28 protein-coding genes are annotated in these 26,441 nt (G+C 39.7%); 11 read left to right on the top strand and 17 right to left on the bottom strand.

Annotation, left to right across the window (positions count from 1 at the left end):
- Positions 1-35: 35 nt before the first annotated feature.
- Genes prmC through hemA form a run of 3 tightly spaced genes read right to left on the bottom strand, consistent with a single transcriptional unit; the run spans position 36 to position 3,274 of the window.
- Positions 36-923, bottom strand: a complete 888-nt coding sequence (gene prmC / locus WSC_RS0105135; protein ID WP_016954842.1) for a peptide chain release factor N(5)-glutamine methyltransferase — start codon at positions 921-923, stop codon at positions 36-38.
- Positions 923-2,008, bottom strand: coding sequence for a peptide chain release factor 1 (gene prfA / locus WSC_RS0105130; RefSeq protein WP_016954841.1), 1,086 nt, complete (start codon positions 2,006-2,008; stop codon positions 923-925). The genes prmC and prfA overlap by 1 nt, the downstream gene beginning before the upstream one ends.
- Before the next feature lie 9 nt (positions 2,009-2,017).
- Positions 2,018-3,274 carry a glutamyl-tRNA reductase gene (gene hemA, locus WSC_RS0105125; protein ID WP_016954840.1) on the bottom strand — a complete coding sequence of 419 codons (1,257 nt, stop codon included), beginning with the start codon at positions 3,272-3,274 and terminating at the stop codon, positions 2,018-2,020.
- A 75-nt stretch (positions 3,275-3,349) separates the two neighbouring features.
- On the opposite strand from hemA, the gene lolB reads away from it, so the two are divergent.
- The 6 genes from lolB (at position 3,350) to WSC_RS21885 (ending at position 9,094) form a co-directional block, all read left to right on the top strand.
- Positions 3,350-3,979: a lipoprotein insertase outer membrane protein LolB gene (lolB, locus tag WSC_RS0105120; RefSeq protein ID WP_016954839.1), complete on the top strand. Its 630-nt coding sequence runs from the start codon at positions 3,350-3,352 to the stop codon at positions 3,977-3,979.
- Entirely contained in the window at positions 3,976-4,833 is an 858-nt protein-coding gene (ispE, locus tag WSC_RS0105115; protein ID WP_016954838.1) for a 4-(cytidine 5'-diphospho)-2-C-methyl-D-erythritol kinase, read from the top strand. The genes lolB and ispE overlap by 4 nt, the downstream gene beginning before the upstream one ends.
- 31 nt (positions 4,834-4,864) lie before the next feature.
- On the top strand, positions 4,865-5,812 hold the full coding sequence (locus WSC_RS0105110) for a ribose-phosphate pyrophosphokinase (protein WP_016954837.1): 948 nt from the start codon (positions 4,865-4,867) through the stop codon (positions 5,810-5,812).
- Between the two features lie 152 nt (positions 5,813-5,964).
- Positions 5,965-6,687, top strand: coding sequence for a type 2 periplasmic-binding domain-containing protein (locus WSC_RS0105105; RefSeq protein WP_016954836.1), 723 nt, complete (start codon positions 5,965-5,967; stop codon positions 6,685-6,687).
- 126 nt (positions 6,688-6,813) lie between these two features.
- Positions 6,814-8,412, top strand: a complete 1,599-nt coding sequence (locus WSC_RS21890) for a pectate lyase (RefSeq protein ID WP_016954835.1) — start codon at positions 6,814-6,816, stop codon at positions 8,410-8,412.
- Positions 8,396-9,094 (top strand): LamG domain-containing protein, encoded by a 699-nt coding sequence (locus WSC_RS21885; RefSeq protein ID WP_016954834.1) that lies wholly within the window; start codon positions 8,396-8,398, stop codon positions 9,092-9,094. Before WSC_RS21890 ends, WSC_RS21885 begins: the two co-directional genes overlap by 17 nt.
- Positions 9,095-9,162: 68 nt before the next feature.
- Here WSC_RS21885 and WSC_RS0105090 read toward each other — a convergent pair whose 3' ends face one another.
- Both WSC_RS0105090 and WSC_RS0105085 read right to left on the bottom strand, forming a co-directional pair.
- Entirely contained in the window at positions 9,163-10,275 is a 1,113-nt protein-coding gene (locus WSC_RS0105090) for a PilT/PilU family type 4a pilus ATPase (RefSeq protein ID WP_016954833.1), read from the bottom strand.
- 9 nt (positions 10,276-10,284) lie between these two features.
- On the bottom strand, positions 10,285-11,319 hold the full coding sequence (locus WSC_RS0105085; RefSeq protein WP_016954832.1) for a type IV pilus twitching motility protein PilT: 1,035 nt from the start codon (positions 11,317-11,319) through the stop codon (positions 10,285-10,287).
- Between the two features lie 210 nt (positions 11,320-11,529).
- On the opposite strand from WSC_RS0105085, the gene WSC_RS0105080 reads away from it, so the two are divergent.
- The 4 genes from WSC_RS0105080 (at position 11,530) to WSC_RS0105065 (ending at position 14,626) form a co-directional block, all read left to right on the top strand.
- Entirely contained in the window at positions 11,530-12,207 is a 678-nt protein-coding gene (locus WSC_RS0105080; RefSeq protein WP_016954831.1) for a YggS family pyridoxal phosphate-dependent enzyme, read from the top strand.
- A 47-nt stretch (positions 12,208-12,254) separates the two neighbouring features.
- Positions 12,255-13,085, top strand: coding sequence for a pyrroline-5-carboxylate reductase (gene proC / locus WSC_RS0105075; RefSeq protein ID WP_016954830.1), 831 nt, complete (start codon positions 12,255-12,257; stop codon positions 13,083-13,085).
- A 17-nt stretch (positions 13,086-13,102) separates the two neighbouring features.
- Positions 13,103-13,645 carry a YggT family protein gene (locus tag WSC_RS0105070; RefSeq protein WP_016954829.1) on the top strand — a complete coding sequence of 181 codons (543 nt, stop codon included), beginning with the start codon at positions 13,103-13,105 and terminating at the stop codon, positions 13,643-13,645.
- Between the two features lie 498 nt (positions 13,646-14,143).
- Positions 14,144-14,626: a DUF4426 domain-containing protein gene (locus tag WSC_RS0105065; protein ID WP_040394011.1), complete on the top strand. Its 483-nt coding sequence runs from the start codon at positions 14,144-14,146 to the stop codon at positions 14,624-14,626.
- A gap of 10 nt (positions 14,627-14,636) precedes the next feature.
- On the opposite strand, the gene dinB is transcribed toward WSC_RS0105065, so the two are convergent.
- The 12 genes from dinB to ccmA form a co-directional block, all read right to left on the bottom strand.
- Positions 14,637-15,710: a DNA polymerase IV gene (gene dinB, locus WSC_RS0105060; protein WP_016954827.1), complete on the bottom strand. Its 1,074-nt coding sequence runs from the start codon at positions 15,708-15,710 to the stop codon at positions 14,637-14,639.
- 64 nt (positions 15,711-15,774) lie between these two features.
- A complete protein-coding gene (locus WSC_RS0105055; RefSeq protein WP_016954826.1) occupies positions 15,775-16,569 on the bottom strand; it encodes an MlaA family lipoprotein in 795 nt (264 codons plus the stop codon).
- 17 nt (positions 16,570-16,586) lie between these two features.
- Positions 16,587-16,961 carry a VOC family protein gene (locus WSC_RS0105050; RefSeq protein ID WP_016954825.1) on the bottom strand — a complete coding sequence of 125 codons (375 nt, stop codon included), beginning with the start codon at positions 16,959-16,961 and terminating at the stop codon, positions 16,587-16,589.
- 13 nt (positions 16,962-16,974) lie between these two features.
- The gene (gene ccmI, locus WSC_RS0105045; protein ID WP_016954824.1) at positions 16,975-18,225 is read right to left on the bottom strand and encodes a c-type cytochrome biogenesis protein CcmI; all 1,251 of its coding nucleotides are present in this window, start codon (positions 18,223-18,225) and stop codon (positions 16,975-16,977) included.
- Positions 18,222-18,695 (bottom strand): cytochrome c-type biogenesis protein, encoded by a 474-nt coding sequence (locus tag WSC_RS0105040; RefSeq protein ID WP_016954823.1) that lies wholly within the window; start codon positions 18,693-18,695, stop codon positions 18,222-18,224. Before WSC_RS0105040 ends, ccmI begins: the two co-directional genes overlap by 4 nt.
- The gene (locus WSC_RS0105035; RefSeq protein ID WP_016954822.1) at positions 18,695-19,285 is read right to left on the bottom strand and encodes a DsbE family thiol:disulfide interchange protein; all 591 of its coding nucleotides are present in this window, start codon (positions 19,283-19,285) and stop codon (positions 18,695-18,697) included. Before WSC_RS0105035 ends, WSC_RS0105040 begins: the two co-directional genes overlap by 1 nt.
- Positions 19,282-21,300 carry a heme lyase CcmF/NrfE family subunit gene (locus WSC_RS0105030; RefSeq protein ID WP_016954821.1) on the bottom strand — a complete coding sequence of 673 codons (2,019 nt, stop codon included), beginning with the start codon at positions 21,298-21,300 and terminating at the stop codon, positions 19,282-19,284. Before WSC_RS0105030 ends, WSC_RS0105035 begins: the two co-directional genes overlap by 4 nt.
- The gene (ccmE, locus tag WSC_RS0105025) at positions 21,300-21,782 is read right to left on the bottom strand and encodes a cytochrome c maturation protein CcmE (RefSeq protein WP_016954820.1); all 483 of its coding nucleotides are present in this window, start codon (positions 21,780-21,782) and stop codon (positions 21,300-21,302) included. The genes WSC_RS0105030 and ccmE overlap by 1 nt, the downstream gene beginning before the upstream one ends.
- Positions 21,779-21,988: a heme exporter protein CcmD gene (gene ccmD, locus WSC_RS0105020; protein WP_016954819.1), complete on the bottom strand. Its 210-nt coding sequence runs from the start codon at positions 21,986-21,988 to the stop codon at positions 21,779-21,781. The genes ccmE and ccmD overlap by 4 nt, the downstream gene beginning before the upstream one ends.
- Before the next feature lie 2 nt (positions 21,989-21,990).
- Positions 21,991-22,725 (bottom strand): heme ABC transporter permease, encoded by a 735-nt coding sequence (locus tag WSC_RS0105015; RefSeq protein ID WP_016954818.1) that lies wholly within the window; start codon positions 22,723-22,725, stop codon positions 21,991-21,993.
- 5 nt (positions 22,726-22,730) lie between these two features.
- Positions 22,731-23,405, bottom strand: coding sequence for a heme exporter protein CcmB (gene ccmB / locus WSC_RS0105010; protein WP_016954817.1), 675 nt, complete (start codon positions 23,403-23,405; stop codon positions 22,731-22,733).
- Positions 23,405-24,004, bottom strand: coding sequence for a cytochrome c biogenesis heme-transporting ATPase CcmA (gene ccmA, locus WSC_RS0105005; protein ID WP_082196117.1), 600 nt, complete (start codon positions 24,002-24,004; stop codon positions 23,405-23,407). Before ccmA ends, ccmB begins: the two co-directional genes overlap by 1 nt.
- A 106-nt stretch (positions 24,005-24,110) precedes the next feature.
- Between ccmA and fliK the strand changes: the two genes are divergently transcribed.
- Positions 24,111-26,441, top strand: a complete 2,331-nt coding sequence (gene fliK / locus WSC_RS0105000) for a flagellar hook-length control protein FliK (RefSeq protein ID WP_016954815.1) — start codon at positions 24,111-24,113, stop codon at positions 26,439-26,441.

Genomic DNA, 26,441 nt, shown 5'->3' with positions numbered 1-26,441 from the left:
GAGTTGGCAAATTGACAAGTTTAACGCTAGTTTATTCAATAATTTGGGGAATATGCATGTGTTATTCTATCTTGGCCAGCTAAGTCTTTAGCTGTTTTTATATTTTGATAGTTTAATTTTTGAAGAATGTCCTGCACTTGTTGAGCTTGTTCGAAACCATGCTCGATGGCAATTAAACCACCTTTATTTAAGAATTTGACGGCTTGCTCGGCGATAATCTGAATATCGGCTAAACCTTTATCTTCAGCTACTAGCGCTGATAAAGGCTCAAATCTGACATCACCTTGTAATAAATGAGGATCAGTTTTATCTATGTAAGGTGGATTAGATACAATAATATCGAACTTTTGATTTGTATTGGCTAAAGGTTCAAACCAACTGCCTTGATAGATTTGTATCGGTAATTGCAGCTGTACTGAATTATATTCAGCAAGTTTTGCAGCATCCACATTGTACTCAACAGCCGACACTTGCCAATTCGGAAATTCAGATTTTATTGCCAGCGCAATTGCACCTGTACCTGTACCTAAATCTAATACCTTGAGTGTTTTATCAGCGAGTTTGCTATTCTCAGCTACGTGATTTAGCACAACTTCAACTAAGGTTTCTGTGTCGGGTCTTGGTATCAGTGTGCTTGGATTTACACTTAGTTCTAATCCCCAAAATTCACGTGTGCCGAGAATATGTGCGATAGGTTTTCCGCTTAACCTTTGTTGCACATAATCACAAAATATATCTTGCTGGTTTTCGCTCAAACATTTGTCTGGCCAAGTTAATAAATACACGCGATTCGTTTGTTCAATTGCTTGTAATAACAATAACTGTGCATCTATTTGAGGTGATTCTGATTCAATAAATAAATCAGCTGCCCAACGCCAAGCTATATCTAAGCTGGTTGGGCAGTTTTGTTTGAGTGTGGTCATTAACTGTCTGACAGAGCAGCTAATTGGTCAGCTTGATATTCGTGAATAAGTGGCTCAACTACTGAGTCTAAATCACCTTCAACCACTTCAGTTAATTTGTATAAAGTAAGGTTGATTCTATGGTCGGTAATTCGACCTTGTGGATAGTTGTAGGTACGTATACGCTCTGAACGATCACCACTACCAACTAAGTTACGACGAGTTGATTCTTCTTCTAAACGGCGTTTTTCATCTTCTGCTGCTTGAATACGCGCAACCAATACTGACATAGCTTTTGCTTTGTTTTTATGTTGCGAACGTTCATCCTGACACTCAACTACTACACCTGTTGGTAAATGGGTAATACGTACAGCTGAGTCAGTTCTGTTAACGTGCTGACCACCCGCGCCTGATGCACGGAAAGTGTCGATACGTAAATCAGCTGGATTAATTTGCACAGCTTCTGATTCTGGTACTTCTGGTAATAAAGCAACTGTACAGGCAGATGTATGAATACGACCTTGAGATTCGGTTTCTGGTACACGTTGTACGCGGTGTCCGCCAGATTCAAATTTTAAACGTCCATAAGCGCCATCACCAACAATGCGTGCGACAACTTCTTTGTAACCGCCCTGCTCACTTACATTCTCGCTAACTAATTCAACACGCCAGCTTTTGCGCTCTGCGTAGCGTGAATACATACGGAATAAGTCGCCAGCAAAAATACCAGCTTCATCACCACCGGCACCGGCACGAATTTCAATAAAGCAGTTGCGATCGTCATTTGGATCTTTTGGTAATAACAATATTTGTAGGTCTTGACGCAATTGCTCTAAAATTACTTTGGCCGCTTTCATTTCTTCTTGCGCCATTTCTTTAAGCTCAGGATCGTCTTCATTGAGCATTTCTTCAGCGGTTGCTAAATCTTCTTGCGCTTGCTGATAGTCTTTAAAGGCTTTTACAACTTCTTCTAACTGCGAATACTCTTTGGATAACGCTTTGAATTTATCTTGATCAGATATAACGTCGCCGTCGCTCAATAGTGCTTGAACTTCTTCATAACGCTCATCAAGCGCTTCTAGTTTACGAATTATCGATTCTTTCATGGGTAAGTTTTACTCAGATTCTATGCCTAAATGTTCGGCTAAAAATTCTATGTTGGTTTTATCTTCCGCTGTGGCTGCTTGGCGCAATGCCATTGTTGGAGGATGAACCAATTGATTGGTTAATTTGCTTGCAAGCTCAGTGACGACTTTGTCGGCATCTACTCCTTGCGATAATTGATTTAACGCGCGGTTTAATAATTGTTGTTTTATTTCGTCCGCTTGGCTGCGGTAGTTTCTAACATAATCTACTGACTGGCGTGAAGCCAACCAAAGGTTAAACTTTTCAACATCCGCTTTTATCATTTGTTCAGCTTGTTCAGCTGCTTTCAAACGCTTTTGCTGATTTTTTTGCACTATGCCTTGTAGGTCGTCAACTGTATATAAATAGACGTTGTCTACATCATTTACTTGAGTTTCTATATCTCTAGGTACGGCTATATCTACCATAAACATAGGGCGGTTACGTCTTTGATGCATAGCACTTTCAACCATACCTTTACCTATTAATGGCAAAGTACTGGCGGTTGAGCTCACAACAATATCTGCATTAACCAAAAGTTCTGGAATTTGCGATAAAGTTGCTGTTTTCGCATTAAAACTTTCAGCTAATAACGCTGCACGTTGAATGCTGCGGTTAGCAACGGTTATTTTATCAGCGCCCGCTTCGGCAATATGGCGCGCAACTAACTCTATGGTTTCGCCTGCACCAACTAATAACACGTTAACTTTGCTTAAATCATCAAATATGTGTTTGGATAAACTGACAGCGGCAAAAGCGACCGATACAGCTGCTTCGCCAATTTCAGTATTAGTGCGAACATCTTTAGCAATAGAAAATGAGCTTTGGAATAACCGCGATAATATGCCACCAACAAAACTGTGTTGTTCAGCAACTGCGTAAGATTGTTTTAACTGCCCGAGTATCTGTGGCTCACCTAACACCATAGAATCTAAGCCACAGGCAACACGCATTAAATGAGTAATAGCAGCATCATCGTGGTAAAAATATACATGTTCAGCAAGACTTTTGGCATTTAAACCATGGGTTGCAGCTAACCAGTCTATTGCACTTTGCTTGCTATATTGGGGCGCGTTCAGATAAACTTCGGTTCGATTACAGGTAGAGACTACAACAGCTTCATTTACTGCATATTGTTGTTTGAGTTCGAACACAGATTCAACAATTTGCTCTGTCGAAAAGGCAACTTTCTCCCGTATGCTAACTGGAGCTGTTTTGTAACTAATACCGAAAGAAAATAATGCCATTGATTCTGTTACAGTTTATTGTTGAACATTCAGTTAAGATGGAAAGACGCTAATTTTACGAGATGGACGAGCAGATTGAAAGCTTTTAGCTATTGCATTCGTGGTTATTTATTAGGTTTAGCCGTATTTTTAACCGGTTGTGCAATTAAACCTGACATGCCACAACTGGAAGAGATATATTCCCCAGGACAAATTCAAAGTTTTACCGCCGAAGGTAAAATAGCCTTTATTCGTGGCAAAGACAGAGAATCAGTTAATTTTTATTGGCAACAACAGCAACAAAATTACCACATCAGCTTAAATACTTTTTTAGGTATTCAAGTAGCAGATATTGAAGGTTTTACCCCACCCAAACGTGTTGCCAGCAAACAATTGCCAGCCCACATAAAAATTGAGGCTGATGGTGAAACATATCAGTCAAATGCGCCAGAACAATTATTGGAGCAAGTAATAGGCTGGCCAATTCCAATTAATAAAGTTGCCAATTGGGCGAAAGGCCATCACGAAGGTGTGATTATGAGCCGCCATGACGACGGCAGCGCAAAAAAAGTATTTGTTCGCACTCAGTTTGATCAAGAATGGCGATTAGAATATTTAAGTTACCAAACACTTGGGCATATTAAATTACCGAAAAAAGTTAAATGCCAATATTTAGATTTCACTTTAATTATGCAAATTAATGAATGGAAAGAGATTAATCAATGAGCCAAAGTTATACCTGTTTAGCCCCTGCCAAAATTAATTGGTTTTTGCATATTACTGGTAAACGCGCCAATGGTTATCACGAACTTAGCACCCTTTTTCAGTTTGTAGATTTAGCCGACGAACTGACCTTTACCTTAACAGATTCAACTGATATTGAATTGTCTGGTGATTTATCCGGCGTTGCAGCAGAGAAAAACTTGATTTACAAAGCGGCTGATTTAATGCGCAAACACTTTAATCTAGATAAAGGTATTGCGATTAAAGTTACCAAACGTATTCCGTCGGGTGCTGGTTTAGGTGGCGGCTCATCGGATGCTGCAACCACTATGTTAATGCTAAATAAGCTTTGGCAAATTAACGCATCAGAACAAGAATTAATTGAGCTAGGTGCAGGTTTAGGCGCTGATGTACCGATTTTTATTTATGGTAAAACCGCTTTTGCCACTGGTATTGGTGAGTTTTTAACCCCGAGTGACCAACCCGAAATCGATTTATTATTGGCCATTCCTGAAAATTGCCACATTTCCACTCCGGCTATGTTTGCACAACCTCAACTCAAACGAGACAGTGAAATAGTTGCGCCAAATGAGTATGTTTTTGACAAAACACGCAATGATTTTGAATCTGTGGTAAAGGAAGTGCAACCTCAGGTTGCCAAAACCTTACACTGGTTGGTAGAATACGCGCCATCCAGACTGACGGGTACAGGTGCGTGCTGTTTTTCTCTTGTTGCAAACAAACAACAAGCTGAAAAAATGGCAGAGCAAGCTCCAGAAGGCATTAAAACTTTTGTTGTAAAAACCCTGAAGAATTCGCCTGTTCATCTATATTTAGCAGAACAGTTTCGTAATTAACCATTAATCAAATTGCCTGAGGTTCACCACTGTGCCTGATATGAAAATATTCACAGGAAACGCTACCCCTGAGTTAGCTCAAAAAATTGCTAACCGTTTGTATACTAAACTAGGATCTGCCGTTGTTGGTCGCTTTAGCGATGGCGAAATTAGTGTGCAAATAAACGAAAATGTTCGTGGGGCGGACGTTTTTGTGATTCAATCAACTTGTGCACCAACTAACGACAACATTATGGAATTAATTGTAATGATTGATGCATTGCGCCGCGCTTCTGCTGGCCGCATCACTGCCGTTATTCCATATTTTGGTTATGCTCGCCAAGACAGACGTGTTCGTTCTGCTCGTGTTCCTATCACTGCAAAAGTTGTTGCTGATTTCTTATCTAGCGTAGGTGTTGACCGCGTATTAACGGTAGATTTACACGCTGAGCAAATTCAAGGTTTCTTCGACGTTCCGGTAGATAACGTATTTGGTAGCCCAATTTTAATTGAGCACATGTGGGAACAAAAATTTGAAAACCCTGTTGTTGTTTCTCCAGACATAGGTGGTGTTGTACGTGCTCGTGCGGTTGCTAAACAATTTAATGATTGTGACTTAGCGATTATCGACAAACGTCGTCCTCGCGCTAACGTTGCGCAAGTAATGCATATTATCGGTGATGTTGAAGGCCGCGACTGTATTATTGTTGATGACATGATAGATACAGGTGGTACTTTATGTAAAGCTGCTGCTGCACTTAAAGAAAAAGGTGCTCGCCAAGTATTTGCATATGCAACTCACGCGGTATTTTCAGGTAACGCAGTTGAAAACATCAAAGATTCATTAATAGATAAATTGGTTATTACCGATTCAATTCCATTAAGTGATGAAATGCGTAAAGTTGATAAAGTTCATCAGTTAACTTTAAGCTCTATGCTGGCTGAAGCAATTCGTCGTGTTAGCAATGAAGAATCAATTTCAGCAATGTTTGATGGCTAGTTTAATAAACTAAACTACTGCAATTGATTAAAGACTAAAAACCGCTACAGCTTAGCTCTAGCGGTTTTTTGTTGCCCAGATAAACTACTCAAACTCCTAATCCTGATCTATGCTTTAAAAGTTATTCGTCAATAACTTAAGGTTTAAAAGCTGTGACGCGATTTTTACTATTATTACTTATTAGTTGCAATTGCTTACATGCAAAAACTTTAGTCACACTCTACACCTACTATGATAAACCACCTTTTATCGTCAGCATTCAAGACAAAGTTGGATTAAGTTTTGATTTTGCAAAAAAGCTAAGTAAATTTTCTCAGCTGAATACATATCAAGTGAAATACTTCCCCAAAAAGCGCGCGCTATCTCGGCTAGCGGATTCTGGTGCTATTTTGTGGGTTAACCCACATTGGATTGATGATAAAAATCAAATTAAGTATTTATGGACTAAAGAGCTTGTCTTTGAACGAGAGCTGTATGTGAGTAACGATCAAAATTTACGTTTTACCGACGAAAGCTCTCTTTATGGCAAAACTTTGATTGGCGTTAGAGGCTATAATTATTTCAATCTAGACCCACACGTGTCGCAACAGCAAATAAAAAGATTAGACGTTGATAATGAAACCCTTATCCCGAAAATGTTAATAATGGGTCGAGGGGATTTTGGAGTGATAGGGCTACAAACTTTTGCATATTTAATCCGAGATAACCAACTCTACCAACACAATTTGTATATTTTAACCGGCTACACCAAATATTTCGGCCGTAGTATCGCCATTTCCGCAAATGAATTAGACATTAAACGAGATATCAGCCGTTTTATCCAGTCAAACACATGGAAAATGTTATCGAAAAAATGGCTGGTAGAGGTGGACTAGCCATAAGCTAGCGCTAACGTTTTGATGGTTTAGTCAATTAATCTATCCACCATTATTTGTTAGCTTTTTGTATTTTATTTGTTGTACATTCATAACTATTCTAGGCTGATGCCTATAGGGAGATATATGACAATAATAAAAATATGCTCGTTAGCTTTGCTGATTACCAGTTTATTTTGCGCCCCCAACCTTTATGCAAAACAAGGACAGCAGCAACAAATTTTAGCGAGCATGAAAAAAGCCAGCCAATTTATGACTGAATCTGTCAGTTACCACGGCGGCTACGTTTGGGCTTATCTACCCGATTTTTCGAGACGTTGGGGCGAAATGGAAGCAAAACCGACTATGGTATGGGTTCAACCACCTGGCACGGCAACTATGGGACATCTTTTTTTAGATGCCTATCACGTTACCCAAGACGAATTTTATTACCAAGCAGCAGAGCAAGTGGCTTCAGCACTAATCAAAGGCCAACACACCAGTGGCGGTTGGAATTATATGTTTGATTTAGCCGGTGAAGAATCGTTAAAAGACTGGTATCAAACCATAGGTGCTAACGGCTGGCGACTAGAAGAGTTCCACCACTACTATGGTAACGCTACATTTGATGATGGTGGTACTTTTGATGCTTCAGTGTTTTTACTTAGGCTGTATTTGCAAAAAAACCAAATCAAATACCGCGAACCTTTATATCGAGCGGTAAATTTTGTTTTAGACAGCCAGTATGAAATTGGCGGTTGGCCACAAAGATATCCACCAGCAACAGCTCATTCAGTTAAAGGGCAGGCGGATTATTCGGCCAATATTACTTTTAACGACGACGTTGCGGCAAATAATTTAACGTTGTTAAGTTATTGTTTGCTGTATTTAAACGATCCAACTTTGACCCCTAAGTTGGTTAAGGCTATCCATTCTGGAATGCAGGTATTTGTAAAACTTAAACACCCAATGCCTCAACCAGCTTGGGCGTTACAATACACTTTAGATTTGCAACCTTCTGCTGCTAGAAGCTATGAACCTTTATCTTTATCGACAAGTGCCACCGCTAGCATTTTGGACTTATTGATGGATTTTTATTTAGTGACTGGCAATAGCGAGTTCTTACAAGGTATTGATGAAAGTTTAGCTTGGTTTGATCAGGTAAAACTGCCTAAACATGAAATTAAAAATAACCGTACACATCCAAAGATGGTGGAAATTGGTACAAACAAAACACTGTATTTGCACAGAACAGGTTCAAATGTAACCAATGGGCGTTACTACATTGATTATCAGCCAGCTAATCAAGTGATCCATTATCCATCAATCGGTCGTTTTGAAATTGCTAAACTAAAACACAAATATCAACATATTTTGCAAAATCCAATTAAACAACCAAAGCTGCAAAACGGATTAATTATCGGCAATTTACCTAAACTCCCCAACTTATATGTTGTTGAGCGCTACGCCAAACGCAGCAAAAAATCAGTCGAGCAAATTTTGCAATCTCTCAACCATCAAGGCTATTGGCCAAGTAAATTGCGATACATCACTAACCCTTATATTGGCCCATCACCGGCAGAAGTTGCCCAAGGTGATTACAGTACAACTTATGTCGGTGATAAATACGATACCTCCCCCTACCCTGCAACAGATAAAGTTGAAGGAATTGATCTTAGAGAATACATAAAAAACATGAGCTTATTATTAAATTATTTGGAGAAACACAATGCGCTATCACACTAAACTTTTAATTGCTTTATTCAGTATATTTTTATTTGCCAGTTGCACTAGCACGACCACCAAAACAGACCAAAGTGAGATTAACAGCCTTGTTTGGCACTTTGATAATCTACACCAAGTTGGTGGGTTTAGCACTGAATTAGAAGGTTCACCGACTTTAATCACTACGCCGACTAACTCTACTAAATTTAACGGTTTAAACGATAGGCTCCAAGTACATGGCAACATTATAGCTGGCATGCAAAGTTTTACTTTAGAGCTAATAGCTAAACCACTCGTGCCGACAGAAAAAGGTCGGGAGCCACGCATTGTTCATATAGAAGATTTGTCTAACTCAAAACACAGGTTAACCTTAGAAATGCGTTTTAATGAACAAAATCAATGGTATTTAGATGCATTTTTATTAGATGGTGATTCTAGATACACCTTAATTGACAGCTCACTCACGCATGAAAATGGCCGTTGGTATAACTTAGCAATCACATACGAAAACGGCGTATTTACTTCATATGTAAATGGCAAAAAAGAACTTACAGCGCAAGTTAATTTCGGCCCAATGAGCAAACAAGCACAAACCTCTGTCGGCGCAAGAATGAACAAAGTACATTATTTTAATGGCGAGATTAAGAAATTACGTGCAACCCCAAGGGTGTTAAGCAAAGAAGAAATGTTGCAAGTAGAATAAGAATAGGCTCTTTAAGTAAACAAATACCCAAGTATCAATTTAAGATACTTGGGTTAGCTATGATTAAATTAATCAAAATCAACAGTTACACCATGCAATGAACCAGAACTAGTTTGTTCATTACTACGCAGTTTAATTTTGAGACGTAGATCATTTGGCGAATCAGCGTGATGCAATGCATCGGCAAAATTAATCACACCTTTTTCGTACAATTCAAACAATGCACTATCAAAAGTTTGCATGCCAAGCTCTTTTGATTTTTCCATTGCTTCTTTAATACCACCTAACTCATTACGAGCAATTAGATCTGCAATTAACGGCGAATTAAGCAAGATTTCTATCGCAGCAACGCGGCCACGACCATCTTTTGTTGGCACCAATTGTTGAGCAACAATTGCGCGTAGATTTAATGAAAGATCAAATAACAGCTTTTCTTTCATATCTTTTGGCACCATGTGCATAATACGATCTATCGCTTGGTTTGCATTATTCGCATGTAAAGTTGCCACACATAAATGCCCCGTTTCAGCAAACGACAAGGCATACTCCATGGTTTCTGCTGAACGAATTTCACCTATCATAATGACGTCTGGTGCTTGGCGCAGTGAACTTTTAAGCGCCGCATCAAAAGATTCAGTATCTACCCCAACCTCACGTTGCGTGACAATAGACTTTTCATGCTGATGAACAAATTCAATAGGATCTTCAATGGTTAATATATGTCCACGACTATTACGATTTCGATAACCCATAAGTGCAGCCAAGGCAGTAGATTTACCTGTACCTGTTGCACCTACATACAAAAACAAACCACGTTTTGCCATGATCACGTCTTTTAATACGCTCGGCATGCCCATTTTATCAACATCAGGAATGTCTGTATTAATTTTACGGATAACCATGCCTGTTTGCTCACGCTGAACAAAAGCGTTACAACGAAAACGCCCAACACCATCAACGGCTATCGCATAGTTACATTCTTTGGTTTGTTCAAATTCAGCTTTTTGCACCTCATTCATAGTGCTATAAACCAAATCGACACTCGCTTGGTTGTCTAGAGTGTTTTCATCTAACGGCGTCATTTCACCATTAATTTTTGCGCATGGCGGACGACCAACGGTAATAAATAAATCAGATGCATCTTGTTGCACCATTTTTTCTAAATAAGGTTGAATTAACATAATTGGCTCCTAGAACTGGCCTTTATTAACCGCTTTAGCTGCCGCAATTTGGCGAGTGATAATGCCTCGGCTGACTAAATCAGCTAAACATTGATCCATAGTCTGCATACCAAAACCCATACCGGTTTGAATAGCTGAATACATTTGTGCAACTTTATCTTCGCGAATTAAGTTACGAATGGCTGGTGTACCCACCATAATTTCATGTGCCGCCACACGACCGCCACCAGAGCGTTTTAATAGCGCTTGCGAAATTACTGCCTGCAGTGATTCAGATAACATTGAACGCACCATAGGTTTTTCCGCTGCAGGAAATACATCAACAATACGGTCAATGGTTTTTGGCGCTGAGGTGGTATGCAAAGTGCCAAAAACTAAATGGCCGGTTTCTGCTGCCGTCATAGCTAAACGAATGGTTTCAAGATCACGCATCTCACCAACAAGAATAACATCTGGATCTTCACGTAAAGCTGAACGAAGTGCATTGTTGAATGATTTAGTATCACGATGCACTTCCCTTTGGTTAATCAGGCTCAGTTTATTTTGATGAACAAATTCAATTGGGTCTTCGATGGTTAAAATATGATGATGTTTGTTTTGATTTATATAATCAACCATAGCCGCCAAGGTGGTACTTTTACCTGAACCTGTTGGCCCTGTTACCAGTACTAAACCCCGTGGTTTTTCAGCTAATTCTTTAAATATATCTGGTGCATTTATGTCGTCTAGTGACAAAACTTCACTTGGAATGGTACGAAATACCGCAGAGGCCCCACGGTTTTGCACAAATGCATTAACACGGAAACGTGCTAGATTTGGAATTTCAAATGAAAAGTCAGCTTCCCAGTTTTCTTCGTATTCTTTGCGCTGCTTGTCATTCATTATGTCGTAAATAAGTTGATGCACTTGTTTATGATCGAGTGCGGGTACGTTAATTTTACGTACATCACCATCTACCCTAATCATTGGCGGTACACCGGCTGAAAGGTGTAAATCGGACGCTTTATGTTCAACACTAAATGACAATAGTTCTGTAATATCCATCTTGGGTACTCCGCTGTTGTTAGCCTGTTCATGCTAGATTGTTATTTAAAAAATAGCAGAAACTTATAATTCTGTATGATTTCCAATGTAAAAAAATCGGCAAAATAGTTCCGAAAAAGCAAGTTGTTGTCCTGAGTTCAGGTGCTTTAGTCAACTTAATGATATATCATGACACCTGCCTCCAACCGAGCCAACCAAAAATTTTGATAAATGATAGCTATACAACAAAATTTAAACGAGATTAATCAACAAATTGCAGATTTAAATTGCAATACCCAACAAACAACACAATTGCTTGCTGTGAGTAAAACCAAACCAGCGAGTGATGTAATTGCTGCTTATCAAGCAGGCCAACGTAAATTTGGTGAAAATTACGCACAAGAAGGCGCAGACAAAGTTATTCAACTTGCTGATTACAAAGACATTGAGTGGCACTTTATCGGTCCTATTCAGTCGAACAAAACCAAACTAATTGCTGAAAATTTTGCTTGGGTACAAAGTTTAGATAGAGAAAAAATCGCCAAACGTTTAAGTGAACAGCGGCCTGTCGACAAAGGGAGCTTGAATGTATGTATTCAAGTAAACATCTCTAACGAAGAGAACAAATCTGGTTTATCGCTAGTTGAAGTAGCTGATTTTGCTAAACATTTAAGCCAATACCCGAACTTAACTTTGCGCGGCATTATGGCTATACCACTCAATACAGACGATGTAGGCGAATTAAACAAGATGTTTAGCCAGTTGCATGATTTGTATCAAAGCTTGAAAAATGACTACCCGACTATAGATACCTTATCAATGGGGATGTCGAATGATATGCAAGCCGCCATTTTAAACGGTAGCACTATGGTGCGAATTGGCACAGCAATTTTTGGTGCACGCGGTTAAACGCTGATTTGCACCATTAGAAATTTTAAATTTATAGAAGTTACAAAATGACAGAATCAAACAGAACAATCGCCTTTATTGGTGCTGGCAATATGTCAGCCAGCATTATTGCAGGTTTAGTTAAAAGTGGTTACGCAGCGGATAAAATAATTGCTGCCAACCCTTCTACCGGTAAATTAGATGTACTAAAAGAAAAATACGCAATTAACACCACGCAAGATAATAACCAAGCGGTTGCCCAAGCTGATGTGGTTGTTTTAGCCGTTAAGCCACAAATGATGGCTGACATGCTAAACGCATTAACAGTAGATAAAGCTTCGCTAAATAAAAAGCTATTCATCTCAATTGCAGCAGGTATTCCAGTTGCACGTTTCCAACAATTAATCAGCCAAGAAGCGGCAATTGTTAGAACTATGCCAAACACTCCGAGCTTATTAGGTTTAGGGTTAACGGGTTTATATGCAGCCGCAAACGTATCTGATGCAGACAAACAATTTACCGACACCTTAATGAGCGCAGTTGGTAAAACCGTTTGGGTTGAAAGCGAAGATGGCATTAATAACATAACCGCACTTGCGGGCAGTGCCCCTGCTTATTTCTTCCTATTTATGGAAGGCTTGGTTAAACAAGCAGAAAAATTAGGTTTTTCAGCTGACGAAGCTAAATTAATTGTTGAGCAAGTTGCCAATGGCTCTGCACAAATGGTGCAACAAAACTCTGATAAAACTATCACAGAACTGCGCCAACAAGTAACCTCGAAAGGTGGTACTACGGCGGCAGCTATTGCCAGTTTTGAAAGCAACAACTTAGACTCAGTAATTCAACAAGCCGTTGAAGCCTGTATTAATCGCGCCGAAGAAATGGCCAAACAAATGTAATTGAACGGAGTTATCCAATGAACGCACTACACTTTTTAATTACCACATTATTCGGCTTGTATTTAATGGCGATAGTTTTACGCTTTTGGTTACAAGCAGTACGTGCTGATTTTTATAATCCACTAAGTCAGTTTATTGTAAAAATTACCAACCCTTTAGTTAAACCATTACAAATTGTTTTACCTAACGTCAAAAACTGGAATTTCGCAGCTTTAGTGGCAGCCGTTATTGTTGCCGCTGGTAAATATTTTGTTTTAGCTTTAGTGTTTTCACAGCCAATTAATCCAGCCGGATTTATTATTGTTGGTGCTATATCTGTTGTTTATGAATTTTTAAACATCGCATTTTGGGTGTTAATTATTCGCGCTATTTTAAGTTGGTTTAGCCAAGGTGGTTATAACCCAGCTGAACAAATTTTAGTGCAATTAACTGAGCCATTGGTTTCACCAATACGTAAAGTTTTACCGCCTATGGGTGGATTAGATTTTTCAGTATTGGTAGCGATTATTGCTATTCAGTTTATTAAAATATTGTTGTCTGATTTATTTGGTGGGTTTTAAATATCGCTATCAAGATACGTGTGTGCTTTTGGCTAGTAGAGTGTTATTTTCGCAAAAACGCTGCAAGTACGTCCTTGTAAGCTTCGCTTTTTCATCCCTGAAAAAGAGATTTTGCTCTAAATATCACTCTACTAACCAGCGCATCAGACATCTTAATTTTCAGCGATAACATACCAAGAAGGTGGATGGGTGTGTTGCGAATAAAACCTCATAAGGCATGGATGCCTTATGCGAGCGGCTCAGGATGAGCTTGAAGCGTTTTTGTGAGTAATACCCCATTTACCTTCGAGCATTGAGCACATGGCCTAAGCTAAAACTAGCAGCGATAAAAATCCAAGAAGGTGGATGGGCGTGTTGCGAACAAAACTTCATAAGGCATGGATGCCTTATGCGAGCGACTCAGGATGAGCTTGAAGCGTTTTTGTGAGTAATACCCCATTTACCTTCGAAATTTTGAAGCACCAACTTACAGCACTAAACATCAAACAAGGTTCGATTATGCACCACTTAAAATTATTCAAGAATCTAATATTAATTGCTTTATTAAACATAACGTCTACAGCCTTTGCTAATGGTGAATTTATCGACGACGGTAAAGGTGGCGCTAATCCTAATATGACAGAAATAGGCACTTGGCAAATTCACCATATCGCCTTTCCATCTACCTTTATTCAACCAGAAACCGCCAAAGCAATTGGCTTAGACCGACGTGGCAACTATGGCCTACTCAACATCAGCATCTTAGATTTGGCCAACAACAAAGCACCACTAAAATTAAAAGTGACCGGCTACGCACAAAACCTAATTGGCCACAGAAAAGAGCTAGAATTTAAAGAAGTAGACGAAGGCATCGCCGTATACTACCTAGCGCAAGTACGCCACAGCAACGAAGAAATCTTCCGCTTTTATATTACAGTGAAAGATCCAAAAACCGGCCGAACAGAAAAATTTAGATTCCAACAAAAAATGTGGGTCGATTAGCACTAACCTGCTAATCCAACGCCAATTTAAGTTGAACAGCTCCTTGCTGTTCACTCAAACCTACCTGAATTCCCAATAAACGCACACCTTTTTTCTGCGCTTTGCCGCCAAATCTATTTAGCCCTTCTTGTAATAAATAACGCAAAACTGTGTGGTCGAGCGTTTGGCACTGTTGCTCTTTGGTGGTTAATTGAAAGTCAGAGAATTTAAGTTTGATACCAATTTTTTCTAGTTGCCGATTTGCTAAATATGGCTCTAACCTGCGGTTGAGCTCTGGCAATAATTTGTCAGTTAAGATTTGGTTTAGCTGTTCATAACTATAAAAATCTTGGCTGAAAGTGCGCTCTACGCCAACCGATTTGCGTACTCGCTCTGTTTCTACTTCGCGCTCGTCTATGCCATGGCAACGTCGCCACAATACTTGACCGTATTTGCCAAAATGTTTGTGTAAATATTCAAGGCTAGAATTGCGTACATCTAACCCTGTATTCAAACCAAAGTTTTGCAACTTTTGCCAAGTCACTTTGCCAACACCTGGAATTTTTTTAAGCTCTAGTTTGTCAATGAAATCTTGTACTTGCTCAGGTTTAATTGTGTATTGGCCGTTGGGTTTATTTAAATCAGAAGCTATTTTTGCTAAGAATTTAATTGGCGCAATGCCTGCCGATGCAGTCAATCCGGTTGTTTGCAAAATTTGCTGACGAATAGTTTGCGCCAACAGTGTCGCTGAACCGTTGTGCAAACTGCTGTTGCTTACATCTAAATAAGCTTCATCGAGAGATAACGGCTCAATTTTATCTGTGTATTGGGCAAATATTTGACGAATTTGTTGGCTGACCTCTTTATATACCTGCATCCGACCGGGTAGAACAATTAAATCAGGGCACTTTTTTAATGCCAAAGCAGTTGGCATGGCAGAGTGCACACCAAATTGGCGAGCAATGTAATTACAGGTAGATAACACTCCACGGCGATTAGAAGCACCACCGACAGCAACGGGTTGATTAATAAGTTTGGGGTTATCACGAATTTCGACCGAAACATAAAAAGCATCCATGTCGATATGGAGAAACTTTTTATTCATGTAAAACCCTCTAGCTCAGTTAACCAGAGAGAATTTACCACAAAACTGTATATTTAAACAGTATCTAATTCATGTCATTCAAAAATGCTTCGAAGTCTTCTTCTTCTTTTTCTGTCACCTGTGGTTTAGGTACATTGCCATCGTAAAGTTTAAATTGGCTACGTTGGAAGTAAGCTTCACGCACAAATAGGTATGGGTCTAAACTGTCGTTTAACATTTGCTCTTGTGCCATCAAACTAATTCGGCCTTCGACAGCTTTAATACTGATTCTGAGGGCTTTAATCCACAAAGTTAAATCATCCAATGGGAAGTAAGCTGAATCAACTAAATCACCGGCGAAATTACGGGTATCTGTTGGCCCCATAGCAGGTAACATTATATAAGGCCCTGTATTAACACCCCATTTACCAAGCACTTCACCAAATTCTTCGTTGTTCACTTCAAGGCCCATATGGCTAGCCACATCAATTAAACCGAGTAAGCCGACAGTTGAATTGATTAAAAATCTACCTGTGCTTTTTGCTGCGCCCTCGCCTTTACCTTGCAATAAATTATTTACCGCAGACGATGGCTCTTCTAGGTTATTGGCGGCATTTAATAAACCTGTTCGGGCAAATTGTGGCATAACAGCTTCATAACCAACCGCTACCGGTCTTAAGATATAGGCATCAAGTACATCATAGTTAAAGTCCCATATTGCACGGTTTACACCTTCAAACGGGTCGGGAATTTCTTGTTGAACTTCTTTAGGCAAATTGGCTTGTTTGGCCGCCGTTGCTTGTGCATCTGCACTTTGTTTGCTTGCGCAACCACTTAAAATCAAGATCGCCGCAGCGACTAATACTTTAACTTGTTTCACGTTTTCCGTTCCGAAAATTATTCAATTTCAAACTGAACTTCTATTTTGACTCCAGCTGGATCGTACAAAAATATTTGGCTAGGTCTGTCAGCATAAATCCTTTTGTCATAAGTGACATTCAGTTTGGTTAATTTGTTAACGAAGTCAGCCATATTGGGTAAATTAAACGCCATATGGTCTAACGAATAGTGCGAACCAGCAGCTGTGGTTTTGTCTATATCTACAATTTGATTCAAATGTAAAATAGGTTGTTCACCCGCATACAACCAATAACCTGGGCGGCTCGTGTTTGGTCTATACCCTTGGACTAGACCGAATAGATCACAATAAAATTGCTTTACTTGCTCAATTTGTTCAGCCGAAACATTCAGATTGAAGTGATTAAATCGCAATTTTATTCAGTTCCTATAATTCTATAGACACAACTGTGTTTTGCTCTAATGTAAGGGCGTCACTATTTTTTTCAACCTCACCATCTGCCAAACTGACGTCAGCGTCTTTCGATAACCGCACAGTTACATAAGCACTGGCCAGAGAGGACAAATTAAAGCCCTGCATCATGGCATTTTCATCGGTTAATTTAACGCTTTTAGGTAACTGACCGTTTTCAATTGGCAGACGCACAACCGCCGCTGGCGGACCTGATAGCTGCGGACGAGCAAATACCACTAGGTATTGGAATTCGGCCAACTTAGTTTTAGTTTGTTCACTTAAACTAAAGTTAATTAACAAAGATTTACTTGCCGCAGCCGCAGTTTGCTGTGCAGGTTGGCTTGCATGTGGCGCTTTAGCCATAGCAGCATGTGCACTCACTTGTGGTAGAGTTTGTTCTATGGCGCTGCGGCGCGTATCGTTTTCAGGCAAATATTTAAGCGCTAATTGCCAATATTGTGCAGCGACTTCATTCTTCTGCAATTGAAATGCAGCGTAGCCGGCCATGGTAAGTGCTTCACCGTCAGTTGGATTTTGCTGCAATACTTCGTTATATAAACGCCCCGAACGCTTCATCATGCTTTCGTCACCACTTGCTAACAAAGTTTGCGCTAGACTCATTTTGCTCGCATAGTGATTAGCATCTAACTTCAACGCATGCTCAAACGCTGCAATAGCTTCAGACAAATTATTTAAGCTGTAGGCAACTCGACCTAACAATAACCAACCTGTAGGATCATCAGGTTTTTCCGCCTGCTTAGTTCTTAAACCTAGGTAAAATTCGTTTAATTCAGCTTTGGTGAAATTTTCATTGCCTTGCATTAATTTTTTGCCAAACTCAACAGTATTGCTTTGCGCTTGATACCACTGCTGCATTTGTGTTGGTTTACCTTGAATATAATAAATACCACTAGCAACAACTGCTGTAACCAAAGGCAGTGCCCACATGGCTTTTTTAGAAATATGTAAACCACTACTTTGTTTAGCTTGAGCAAGTTCACTTGCCAGCTGCACAGTTAAGTCTTCTTTAGCAGATTTATACGCTTGCTCTTCTATTTTGCCCTGCTGTAAATCAGCGGCTAGCTCTTTTAATTTTTCAGCGTATAAGTCGCTAATGCGTTGGTTATCTTGTTTCCAATTATGTTGTTTGGCCATCCAAGGCAACAATACTAAAATGCTGACAATAACTGAAAAGCCAACTAAAACTAATATTAACTCGTTCACGATTTACCTTTAGATTCAAACTTATCAATCAGGGCTTGTGCCTGCTCTAAACTTTCTGCGTCTACGCCGGTAGACTCTTTTTCGCGTCGACCTTTTTTTAATACAAACAAAACAAGGGCTAAAGCAATAACAATTGGCACTAACCACAACCAAATGGTCACCATATTAATCGGTGGATCGTAATGCACAAATTGGCCATATCTTTGCACCATAAAGTCGATTACTTGATCTTTGCTTTGACCTTGTTTAACTAACTCATAAGTTTTGTTTTTAAGATCAATTGCGACCATAGCGTTTGAGTCAGCTATGTTTTGGTTTTGACATTTGGGGCAGCGTAATTCTTCAACTAATTCACCGAAGATTTTTTGTTGTTTGGCATCGTCAAATGGATAACTTTCTTCCACCGCTTGCGCAACACTGGTGATTAATACAAAACTAAAGCTTAGTAGAGCGATAAATAATTTTTTCATTAATTCTGCTCCAGTGATTGTTGACTGCCGCTTGCTGATGGAAACAAAGGCGCGAATTCATTTTGCCAAACCCTGTGGTCGATTGCCCCACGTCTATGCGCTATGATTGTGCCTTTGTCATCAATTAAAAAGCTTTCTGGCGCACCTGTTACACCTAAGTCTAACGACAGGTCACGCTTTTCATCATAGATGTTAAATTGGAATGGGTTGCCAAGTTGCGCGAGCATTTGAGTCACGTCTTTACGAGTATTACGTACATCTAATTCGCCAAATGCAGCTTCTGCGGCATTGTCATAATAGACACCGACAATTTTTATCCCTTGCTGGCGCAACTGCGTCATAAATGGCAGTTCAACCCGACAGGTTACACACCAAGTCCCCCAAACATTGATTAAAGTGTATTCACCCAACAAATCTTGTTTAGTGTACAGCTTGTTTTCATCCATTAAATCAGCTAACTGAAATTGTGGGAAAGGTTTAGCTAGATTGGCGTTTTCTATATTGGTTGGGTCTGAATACAAACCTTTATATAAAAAGATACTCACCAATAAAAATGCAACTATTGGAATGAGCAGTTTATAATTTTTCATTCAAATTTAATCCTTTGCTCTATTACAGTATCAGATGCCACTTTACTGACAGCATTTTCGGCTGCCATAGTATTTGATGCTGCTGGCTGTGCTGTTTTTTGTTCGCGCCACGCTAATACTTTGCGATAACGTTTATCCAAAATACACATAATTGAGCCTAACACCATTAATAAACCACCTAACCAAATCCAGCGGACAAAAGGTTTAACATTGGCAGTTACCGCCCAAGCTTTACCGTCTAACTGTTCACCTAAACTAATGTAAATATCTCGCCATAAACCTGCGTTTATGCCCGCTTCTGTCATTACGTTTGAGTGCATTTTGTAATAGCGTTTCTCGGCTTTCAGTGAAAAGGTATCTGAGCCATTGCTTACATCAAAATGAGCGTGATAAGCCGAATAGTTTGGACCTTGAAATTGTTCAACTTTGGTAAAGTTAAATACATAATTCTCAACAGTAACACTCTGCCCCGGGCTGATACGGACACTTTTATCAACACTTGCGACTTTAGTAATGGCAATGCCTATCACGAGTGCAGCAAAACCTAAATGGCCAAGTGACATACCCCAATGCGTTAGTGGCAGTGGATTATTTTTACTTGAAGTAATCAACTCGTAAATCACTAATGCGGCTAACCAAGTTGCTAAAACCACACCTAACAAACTAAAGAAGGTATTAATTTGTAGCGTGAGATAACAAGTTAGCGCGACAATAATGGCAGGTACTATGCCAACTAATAGTTTGTTTCTAATTCGGCTAAATCTGTCTTGTTTCCAACGAACAAATGGTCCAATGGATAACACTAGAATAAATGGGATAAACCAAATTGAAGAGACTTTATCAAAAAACGGCGCACCAATTGAAATAGAGCCGAGACCGATTTCTTTGTGTACCAAAGGCAATAAAGTGCCAAGTAACACAACAATTAACGCAGCTACTAATAAAACGTTATTAATAAATAACAATACTTCGCGTGAAAACAATTTATATCTATGGGTACTGACCACTTTATCTGCGCGCCATGCATATAAAGTTAACGCACCGCCAATCACAGCTAACAAGTAAATCAGAATGAATAGACCACGTGTTGGATCACTCGCAAAGGCATGAACTGATACCAAAATACCAGAACGAACTAAAAAGGTACCTAACAAGCTCAGTGAGAAAGCAGAAATTGCTAATAACACAGTCCAACTTTTAAACGCGCCGCGTTTTTCGGTTACCGCTAAACTATGAATAAGCGCAGTACCGGCGATCCAAGGCATGAAAGATGCGTTTTCAACTGGATCCCAAAACCACCAGCCGCCCCAGCCAAGTTCATAATATGCCCACCAGCTGCCTAAAGTAATACCAGCAGTTAAAAAGCCCCAAGCTGACAGTGTCCACGGGCGTGACCAACGTGCCCAAGTTGCATCTAATTTACCGCCAATTAAAGCAGCAACGGCAAAAGCAAATGCAACAGAAAAACCAACATAGCCCATATACAACATAGGTGGATGGATAATTAAACCTATATCCTGCAATAGCGGATTTAAGTCTCGTCCATCAATTGGATAAAGTGGGAATGTTCGTTCAAATGGATTGGAGGTAAAAATAACAAATGCTAAAAAGCCAATCGCAATGAAGCCCATAACGGCGAGCACACGCGCAACGTCTTCATCATCTAAACTTGCACTGAAAAAGGCAACCCCAGCAGTCCACAAGCTTAAAATCCATACCCATAATAACAATGAACCTTCATGCGCCCCCCATACTGCAGATAATCTGTAGTACCAAGGCAAATCAGAATTTGAATTCATCGCCACATATGTCACGGAAAAGTCGTTGTGATAAAACGCCCAGCTTAAACAGAAAAATGCCACAGACAACAAAGCAAAGTTGGCGTAAACCAAAGGTTTGGCTAGGGCAACAAATTCAACAATTTTCTTTTGTGCACCGATCATAGGGAAAATTGCTAAACAAATTGCAAATACAAAACTGATCAGCAGCGAAAAGTGACCTATCTCTGGCAGCATTATTTGTATCCTAATTCTTGGTTTTCAGAAGGTTTAACATGTTTAATGCCTTTCATAGCTTCAGCTAAATCTGGCGGCATGTATTCTTCATCATGTTTAGCTAATACTTCAAAAGCTTCAATCACATTGCCTTCGCGTAAATAACCGTTTGCAACTATGCCCTGACCTTCACGGAACAAATCTGGCAAAATACCATCGTAACGCACTATTACTTTTGGCCCTGTATCTTGCAATTCAAATTCTACTTTTAAGCTTTCAGGATCGCGTCTTACGCTACCTTCAACCACCATACCACCAATACGTAAACGCTGGCCGACTGAAGGTTTAACACCTGTTTCTTTTTTACCGTAAATGATTTCGCTTGGGGTATAAAACAAATCAATGTTTTCACTTAAAGCATATAAAATTAACCCAACAGTAACCGCCAAGCCTAAGATTAAACTTAAGCCAGTATATAAACGTTTTTGCCGTCTAGTTGTCATAGTTTCATCTCCGAATTGACTTGTTGCTGCCTAACAGTACGAACTTGTTGTTGTTGACCAATTTCTTGTTCAATGGACTTTCGTTGCCATTTTGACCAAACAAACAAGCCGATTATTAGCAAAAACGCTAATCCGTAAGATAGCCACACATAGAAGGCGTATCCATTCATTGCCAGAAAATCTGCAAAAGATTCAAATGCACCCATAGTTATTTACCTAAAATTTCTAAAACCCATTTGCGATGGCTCTCGGCCCGCAGTAATTCTGTTGCAAAGCGATAACAGGTAAAAGCAATAAACAAACACAACACAGAAACAATGTTAATCAACAAAGGCCATAACATAGACGGCGCGATTGAAGGTTTGTCTAACTTAGTAATACTCGCGCCTTGGTGCAAGGTATTCCACCATTCAACCGAGTAATGAATAATAGGCACGTTAACCATACCTATTACCGCTAAAATACAAGCTGCTTTGGCGCCTGTACGTTTGTCATCAAAACTTTGAAAAAGTGCAAAAACACCTAGATATAAAAATAATAAAATAAGCTCGGAGGTTAATCTTGCGTCCCACACCCACCAAGTGCCCCACATAGGTTTGCCCCATAATGAACCGGTGAAAAGCGCAATTGCAGTAAAGGCTGCACCAATTGGCGCCATCGCCAAAACGCTAATTTCTAACAAGCGAATTTGCCAAACTAAAGCACAAAAACCCGCTATGCCCATAGACATATACACGCCCATAGACCAAATAGCCGCAGGCACATGAATATACATAATACGCGCTGAGTCACTTTGTTGATAATCGGTTGGCGCAAACATGAGCCCCCACACACAGCCGACCAATAAACCTATGATAGCAATAGGCATAAAGAACTTTTGAAAGGCCATTGAAAGTTGATAAGCCTTTTCTGGTTTTGCGTAAGGATGTAACCATCTGAACATAGTTGTTAACCCATATTTAGTTTTAGCGCTTGAGCTGTTGCTAGTGGTGCTATTGTTAATGAAAACACCGCCAGCGCAGCTAATATTGTTATTGGAGCCGTATACGGCAAACTTTGTTGTGCAGCATCCATAGCTGCGCCTGCAAAAATGAGCGCTGGTATTAATAGTGGGATGAGCAACAGAGCCATTACCCCACCACCTTTGCGACTAGAGACTAATAAAGCACTCGCAACTGCACCTAAACAAGCCGTTAATATACTACCCAACAGCAAGGTTTGTACCAGAACTGACCAAAGGTTAATTTCCATCGACATAAAAGGTACCAGCAAAAAGCTGCAAATTACCAAAGGCAAACAATACAATAACCAAAAGCTGATAATGCGTGATGTGACAATTAAGCTATGTGGCGTGCCGGATAAAAACAACTGCTCTAACCAGCCGTTTTCATAATCTTCAGCAAACATACGCGGCAGTGCAATTAACATAGATAATATCAAAGCGATCCAGCCAACGGCACTGGCCAAACGCGCTAATAATTTACCATCAGGCCCAACTGTTATCGGAAATAACACTATCACTAAAATAAAGAACAACACAGGCAGGAGAAATTCATGTTTTTGAATAGCGGCGATTTGTAAATCACGTTTAATTGAATGGACAAAAAACTTAGAGAAAGACATTAAAATCTATACTCCAAGGTTAATACATCATCAATCACATCAGAAGGTAAATCTTGATGACTAGTAACCATGATAATGCCGCCCTGCTGTTTATGCCGAGCAAACAATGCATTTAATACAGCTACACCTTTAACATCTATCGAGGTAAAAGGTTCGTCCAGCACCCAAAGTTTTGCATTTGAATTCCATAAACGGCTTAAAGCAACCCGGCGCTTTTGCCCGGCAGATAAAAATTTGACTGGAACATCGTGTAAGCCTGACAAACCGACTTTGTCTATGAGCTCTAACACATCAATTTGCTGATTTTTTAAATTACACCAATGCTGCATATTTTGTTCGGCGCTGAGCCATTCGTTTACTGCTGGTTTGTGTCCCAAATAAAGAATATTATGCCCGCAATCTGAAATGGGTTGTTGATCTAACTCAACCTCACCTTCTTGTAACTGATTTAAACCAATCACACTGCGCATAAGGGTGGTTTTACCAGCACCATTTGGCCCCTTCAGATAAAGTAAGCTACCCTGATTGATAGTGAAGGATAAATCTTCAAATAAGATGCGCTGATTTCTAATGCATGTGAGGTTGTTGGCCGATAACAAAATACATGACCACAAGGTTGATTTAACTTGATTTCGGATACTAACATATTCTGCATGTTTGGCTACACCCTATTCGAACTAACCGCCGAAATGAAATAACCGACTTATGCCAATAGAAAGTTTTGATAACAAATTCAACAAGCAATTAACCAATAAACTGCAAGCTCAAGTCGAGCAAGTTGCGCGCATCCCTTTACAAAACCAACAAGCAGCTTTGGTTAAAGTAAATGAAGTAATGGCCAGTTTACAGTTTCCGCTGGGGCAAAGACTCAATTTTCCGCTCGGTCAATCACAATCGCATCTGCTGCAACAGTTGCTTGGGCCAACAACTGCTAATGCGCCCACCAACAATAGAGTTTTAGTCAACTTAGTTAATAATCAATTAACCATTACACCAACACAAACAAGCGTTGCAGAAATACCACTGTCGAATCAACACAAACAAGCATTAGTAGAGTTAGCGTTAAATAACGAAGCCAATAGCAGTGCAGTTCAAGGGAAAATTATCCATGCGCAGGCTGACGAAAACAGTGTTAAATTTAGCTTAAACAATCAGACATATCAGCTAAGCACAAGCCAACTTAACTTAGCGAAAAACTACACTGGGCCTGTACTGCTAAAGCTGGCGAATAACCCAGCGGGCTCAATTACGATTGAACTACTTTCCCCCAAAAATCCTCAGGCGACCAAGGCCAACAATAAATTGGAACTCAATCAAAGCCAATTAATCAGCCAGCTCAGCCAAGGAAAACTATCACTCCCGAGCGCCGATATTGAAATCAAACAACTGCTTAAGCAAAACTTAGCCAACAATAGTCAACTAAACATCAGCTTAAATAGTAAAAACGCGCCCCTTGAACTTGCCTTACCTGACGGTAACAAACTTGAACCGGTTAAATTGCAGCAACTAACAACAGAGAGTCGCAGTCGCATTGAGCAAACTTTCAAAACTCAACTAGCTGGTATTAACTTGATCAAGCCAGTCACAACTAGTGATGATGGCAATGCGAGCATAACTATAGCCGGCGTAAAAGTAGCGTTAAACTCGGCAGTTGAACAAAAAATTCCCTTTGTAAACGTCAGTATTAATAATGGTATTGCCGAACTAACACTTAGTAATGGTGAGAAAAAGCAGCTGGTATTACCGGAAAAAGCCATACTGCAAAACTTAATTACCGCATTGAGTGGTAAAGAAGGAAAATCAGCACCGCAGTTACAAGCCTTAATAAAAGCTTTACCAAAAGATCTTGCTGTATCTATTGAAAGCGCGCTGCAAAAAACACAATTGCTCGACAAGGCTTCGACAAATAGTAAGTTCCATCTAGCCAGTGCAAACGAGGCATCAGGCATAAAAATAACCACAAGCACAGCTGGACAAATAAATTTACCGCTGAATAAAGAAATGCTTAACCAACTCAAAGAATGGGGCTGGGTTTCGCTGCAAAGTGAAATAAGCATGGCCAAACCACAAGCAAATAAAATTTCAGATGGTGCGCTGTTACAACAATTGCAGGCTAATTTGAATAATGCATCTCAAAACACTAGCCTCAATGTTAGCCAACAAATAAAACAACTGCTCAGCACTCTCAATCATAAAAACAACGCTTTAGATGTTCCGTTAAACCAGCTAATGCAACTGCTCAACAACCAACAAATTGACCTACCTAGCGGATTAAAATCGGCATTGACTAGTTTAACTACAGCCATACAACAGCCTGATGCAAGCCAAGTCAAACAACAAATTTTAGAGCAAGTACAGCTGCCACAATTCAGTTTGGCAGCCCAAGCAAATACAGCCAACAACAATTCGGGTTTGGCCAATGCACTGGTATCTGCTTTACAACAGATTTTTATGGCGAAAGCAAAACGCACACAATTGCCTAATCAAGTTAATCCAAATAAAACCACGGATAAAACGAGTGCAGCAGCAACTGGCTCTTCTGCTGCGACAAATAACCTTCAGTCCAGTGCAAATGAAAAATTAACTCAAGCGTTAGCACAAAGTATTCGCAATATGCAGAATAATCAGTTGCATACAGCCAAGTCACAAATAGATAATCAAAACCAGCTCTTTGCAACTTTACCTATATTAGGCAATGAAGCTTTGCAACAGTTAGATTTAGCCATTCAAATAGATACGGATGCAGAATCAAACCGCGCTGATGCAGTTAAAATGTGGCGCTTTTCGCTTAAATTTAATATGGGTGATTTGGGTAATATGTTAGCCAAAGCTGTGTATGTGGAAGGCAAGTTGAAAATAAACCTATATACAGAAACTCAAAAGTTACTAGAATTAGGTGAAAATAACATTCAACAGCTAAAAGAGAACTTGTCTAAATTGGGTATTTTATTGGAAGAATATAATTTTAATTTAGGTAAAATTCCCAGCCAGCTATGGAATGAATCCGCGCTGTCAATGCAATATAGGTTGGTATAA

It is taken from the genome of Catenovulum agarivorans YM01 (assembly GCF_000281085.1).
Lineage (GTDB): Bacteria > Pseudomonadota > Gammaproteobacteria > Enterobacterales > Alteromonadaceae > Catenovulum > Catenovulum agarivorans.
Note: the sequence above shows the minus strand (reverse complement) of the source record. Positions and strands in the feature narration are given on the sequence as shown.

What these genes read in the sequence shown, in the direction of transcription:
- prmC (WP_016954842.1), bottom strand. Translation starts at nt 923, where the DNA reads ATGACCACACTCAAACAAAACTGCCCAACCAGCTTAGATATAGCTTGG.
- prfA (WP_016954841.1), bottom strand. Translation starts at nt 2,008, where the DNA reads ATGAAAGAATCGATAATTCGTAAACTAGAAGCGCTTGATGAGCGTTAT.
- hemA (WP_016954840.1), bottom strand. Translation starts at nt 3,274, where the DNA reads ATGGCATTATTTTCTTTCGGTATTAGTTACAAAACAGCTCCAGTTAGC.
- ispE (WP_016954838.1), top strand. Translation starts at nt 3,976, where the DNA reads ATGAGCCAAAGTTATACCTGTTTAGCCCCTGCCAAAATTAATTGGTTT.
- WSC_RS21890 (WP_016954835.1), top strand. Translation starts at nt 6,814, where the DNA reads ATGACAATAATAAAAATATGCTCGTTAGCTTTGCTGATTACCAGTTTA.
- WSC_RS21885 (WP_016954834.1), top strand. Translation starts at nt 8,396, where the DNA reads ATGCGCTATCACACTAAACTTTTAATTGCTTTATTCAGTATATTTTTA.
- WSC_RS0105090 (WP_016954833.1), bottom strand. Translation starts at nt 10,275, where the DNA reads ATGTTAATTCAACCTTATTTAGAAAAAATGGTGCAACAAGATGCATCT.
- WSC_RS0105085 (WP_016954832.1), bottom strand. Translation starts at nt 11,319, where the DNA reads ATGGATATTACAGAACTATTGTCATTTAGTGTTGAACATAAAGCGTCC.
- WSC_RS0105080 (WP_016954831.1), top strand. Translation starts at nt 11,530, where the DNA reads ATGATAGCTATACAACAAAATTTAAACGAGATTAATCAACAAATTGCA.
- proC (WP_016954830.1), top strand. Translation starts at nt 12,255, where the DNA reads ATGACAGAATCAAACAGAACAATCGCCTTTATTGGTGCTGGCAATATG.
- WSC_RS0105070 (WP_016954829.1), top strand. Translation starts at nt 13,103, where the DNA reads ATGAACGCACTACACTTTTTAATTACCACATTATTCGGCTTGTATTTA.
- WSC_RS0105065 (WP_040394011.1), top strand. Translation starts at nt 14,144, where the DNA reads ATGCACCACTTAAAATTATTCAAGAATCTAATATTAATTGCTTTATTA.
- dinB (WP_016954827.1), bottom strand. Translation starts at nt 15,710, where the DNA reads ATGAATAAAAAGTTTCTCCATATCGACATGGATGCTTTTTATGTTTCG.
- WSC_RS0105040 (WP_016954823.1), bottom strand. Translation starts at nt 18,695, where the DNA reads ATGAAAAAATTATTTATCGCTCTACTAAGCTTTAGTTTTGTATTAATC.
- WSC_RS0105035 (WP_016954822.1), bottom strand. Translation starts at nt 19,285, where the DNA reads ATGAAAAATTATAAACTGCTCATTCCAATAGTTGCATTTTTATTGGTG.
- WSC_RS0105030 (WP_016954821.1), bottom strand. Translation starts at nt 21,300, where the DNA reads ATGCTGCCAGAGATAGGTCACTTTTCGCTGCTGATCAGTTTTGTATTT.
- ccmE (WP_016954820.1), bottom strand. Translation starts at nt 21,782, where the DNA reads ATGACAACTAGACGGCAAAAACGTTTATATACTGGCTTAAGTTTAATC.
- ccmD (WP_016954819.1), bottom strand. Translation starts at nt 21,988, where the DNA reads ATGGGTGCATTTGAATCTTTTGCAGATTTTCTGGCAATGAATGGATAC.
- WSC_RS0105015 (WP_016954818.1), bottom strand. Translation starts at nt 22,725, where the DNA reads ATGTTCAGATGGTTACATCCTTACGCAAAACCAGAAAAGGCTTATCAA.
- ccmB (WP_016954817.1), bottom strand. Translation starts at nt 23,405, where the DNA reads ATGTCTTTCTCTAAGTTTTTTGTCCATTCAATTAAACGTGATTTACAA.
- fliK (WP_016954815.1), top strand. Translation starts at nt 24,111, where the DNA reads ATGCCAATAGAAAGTTTTGATAACAAATTCAACAAGCAATTAACCAAT.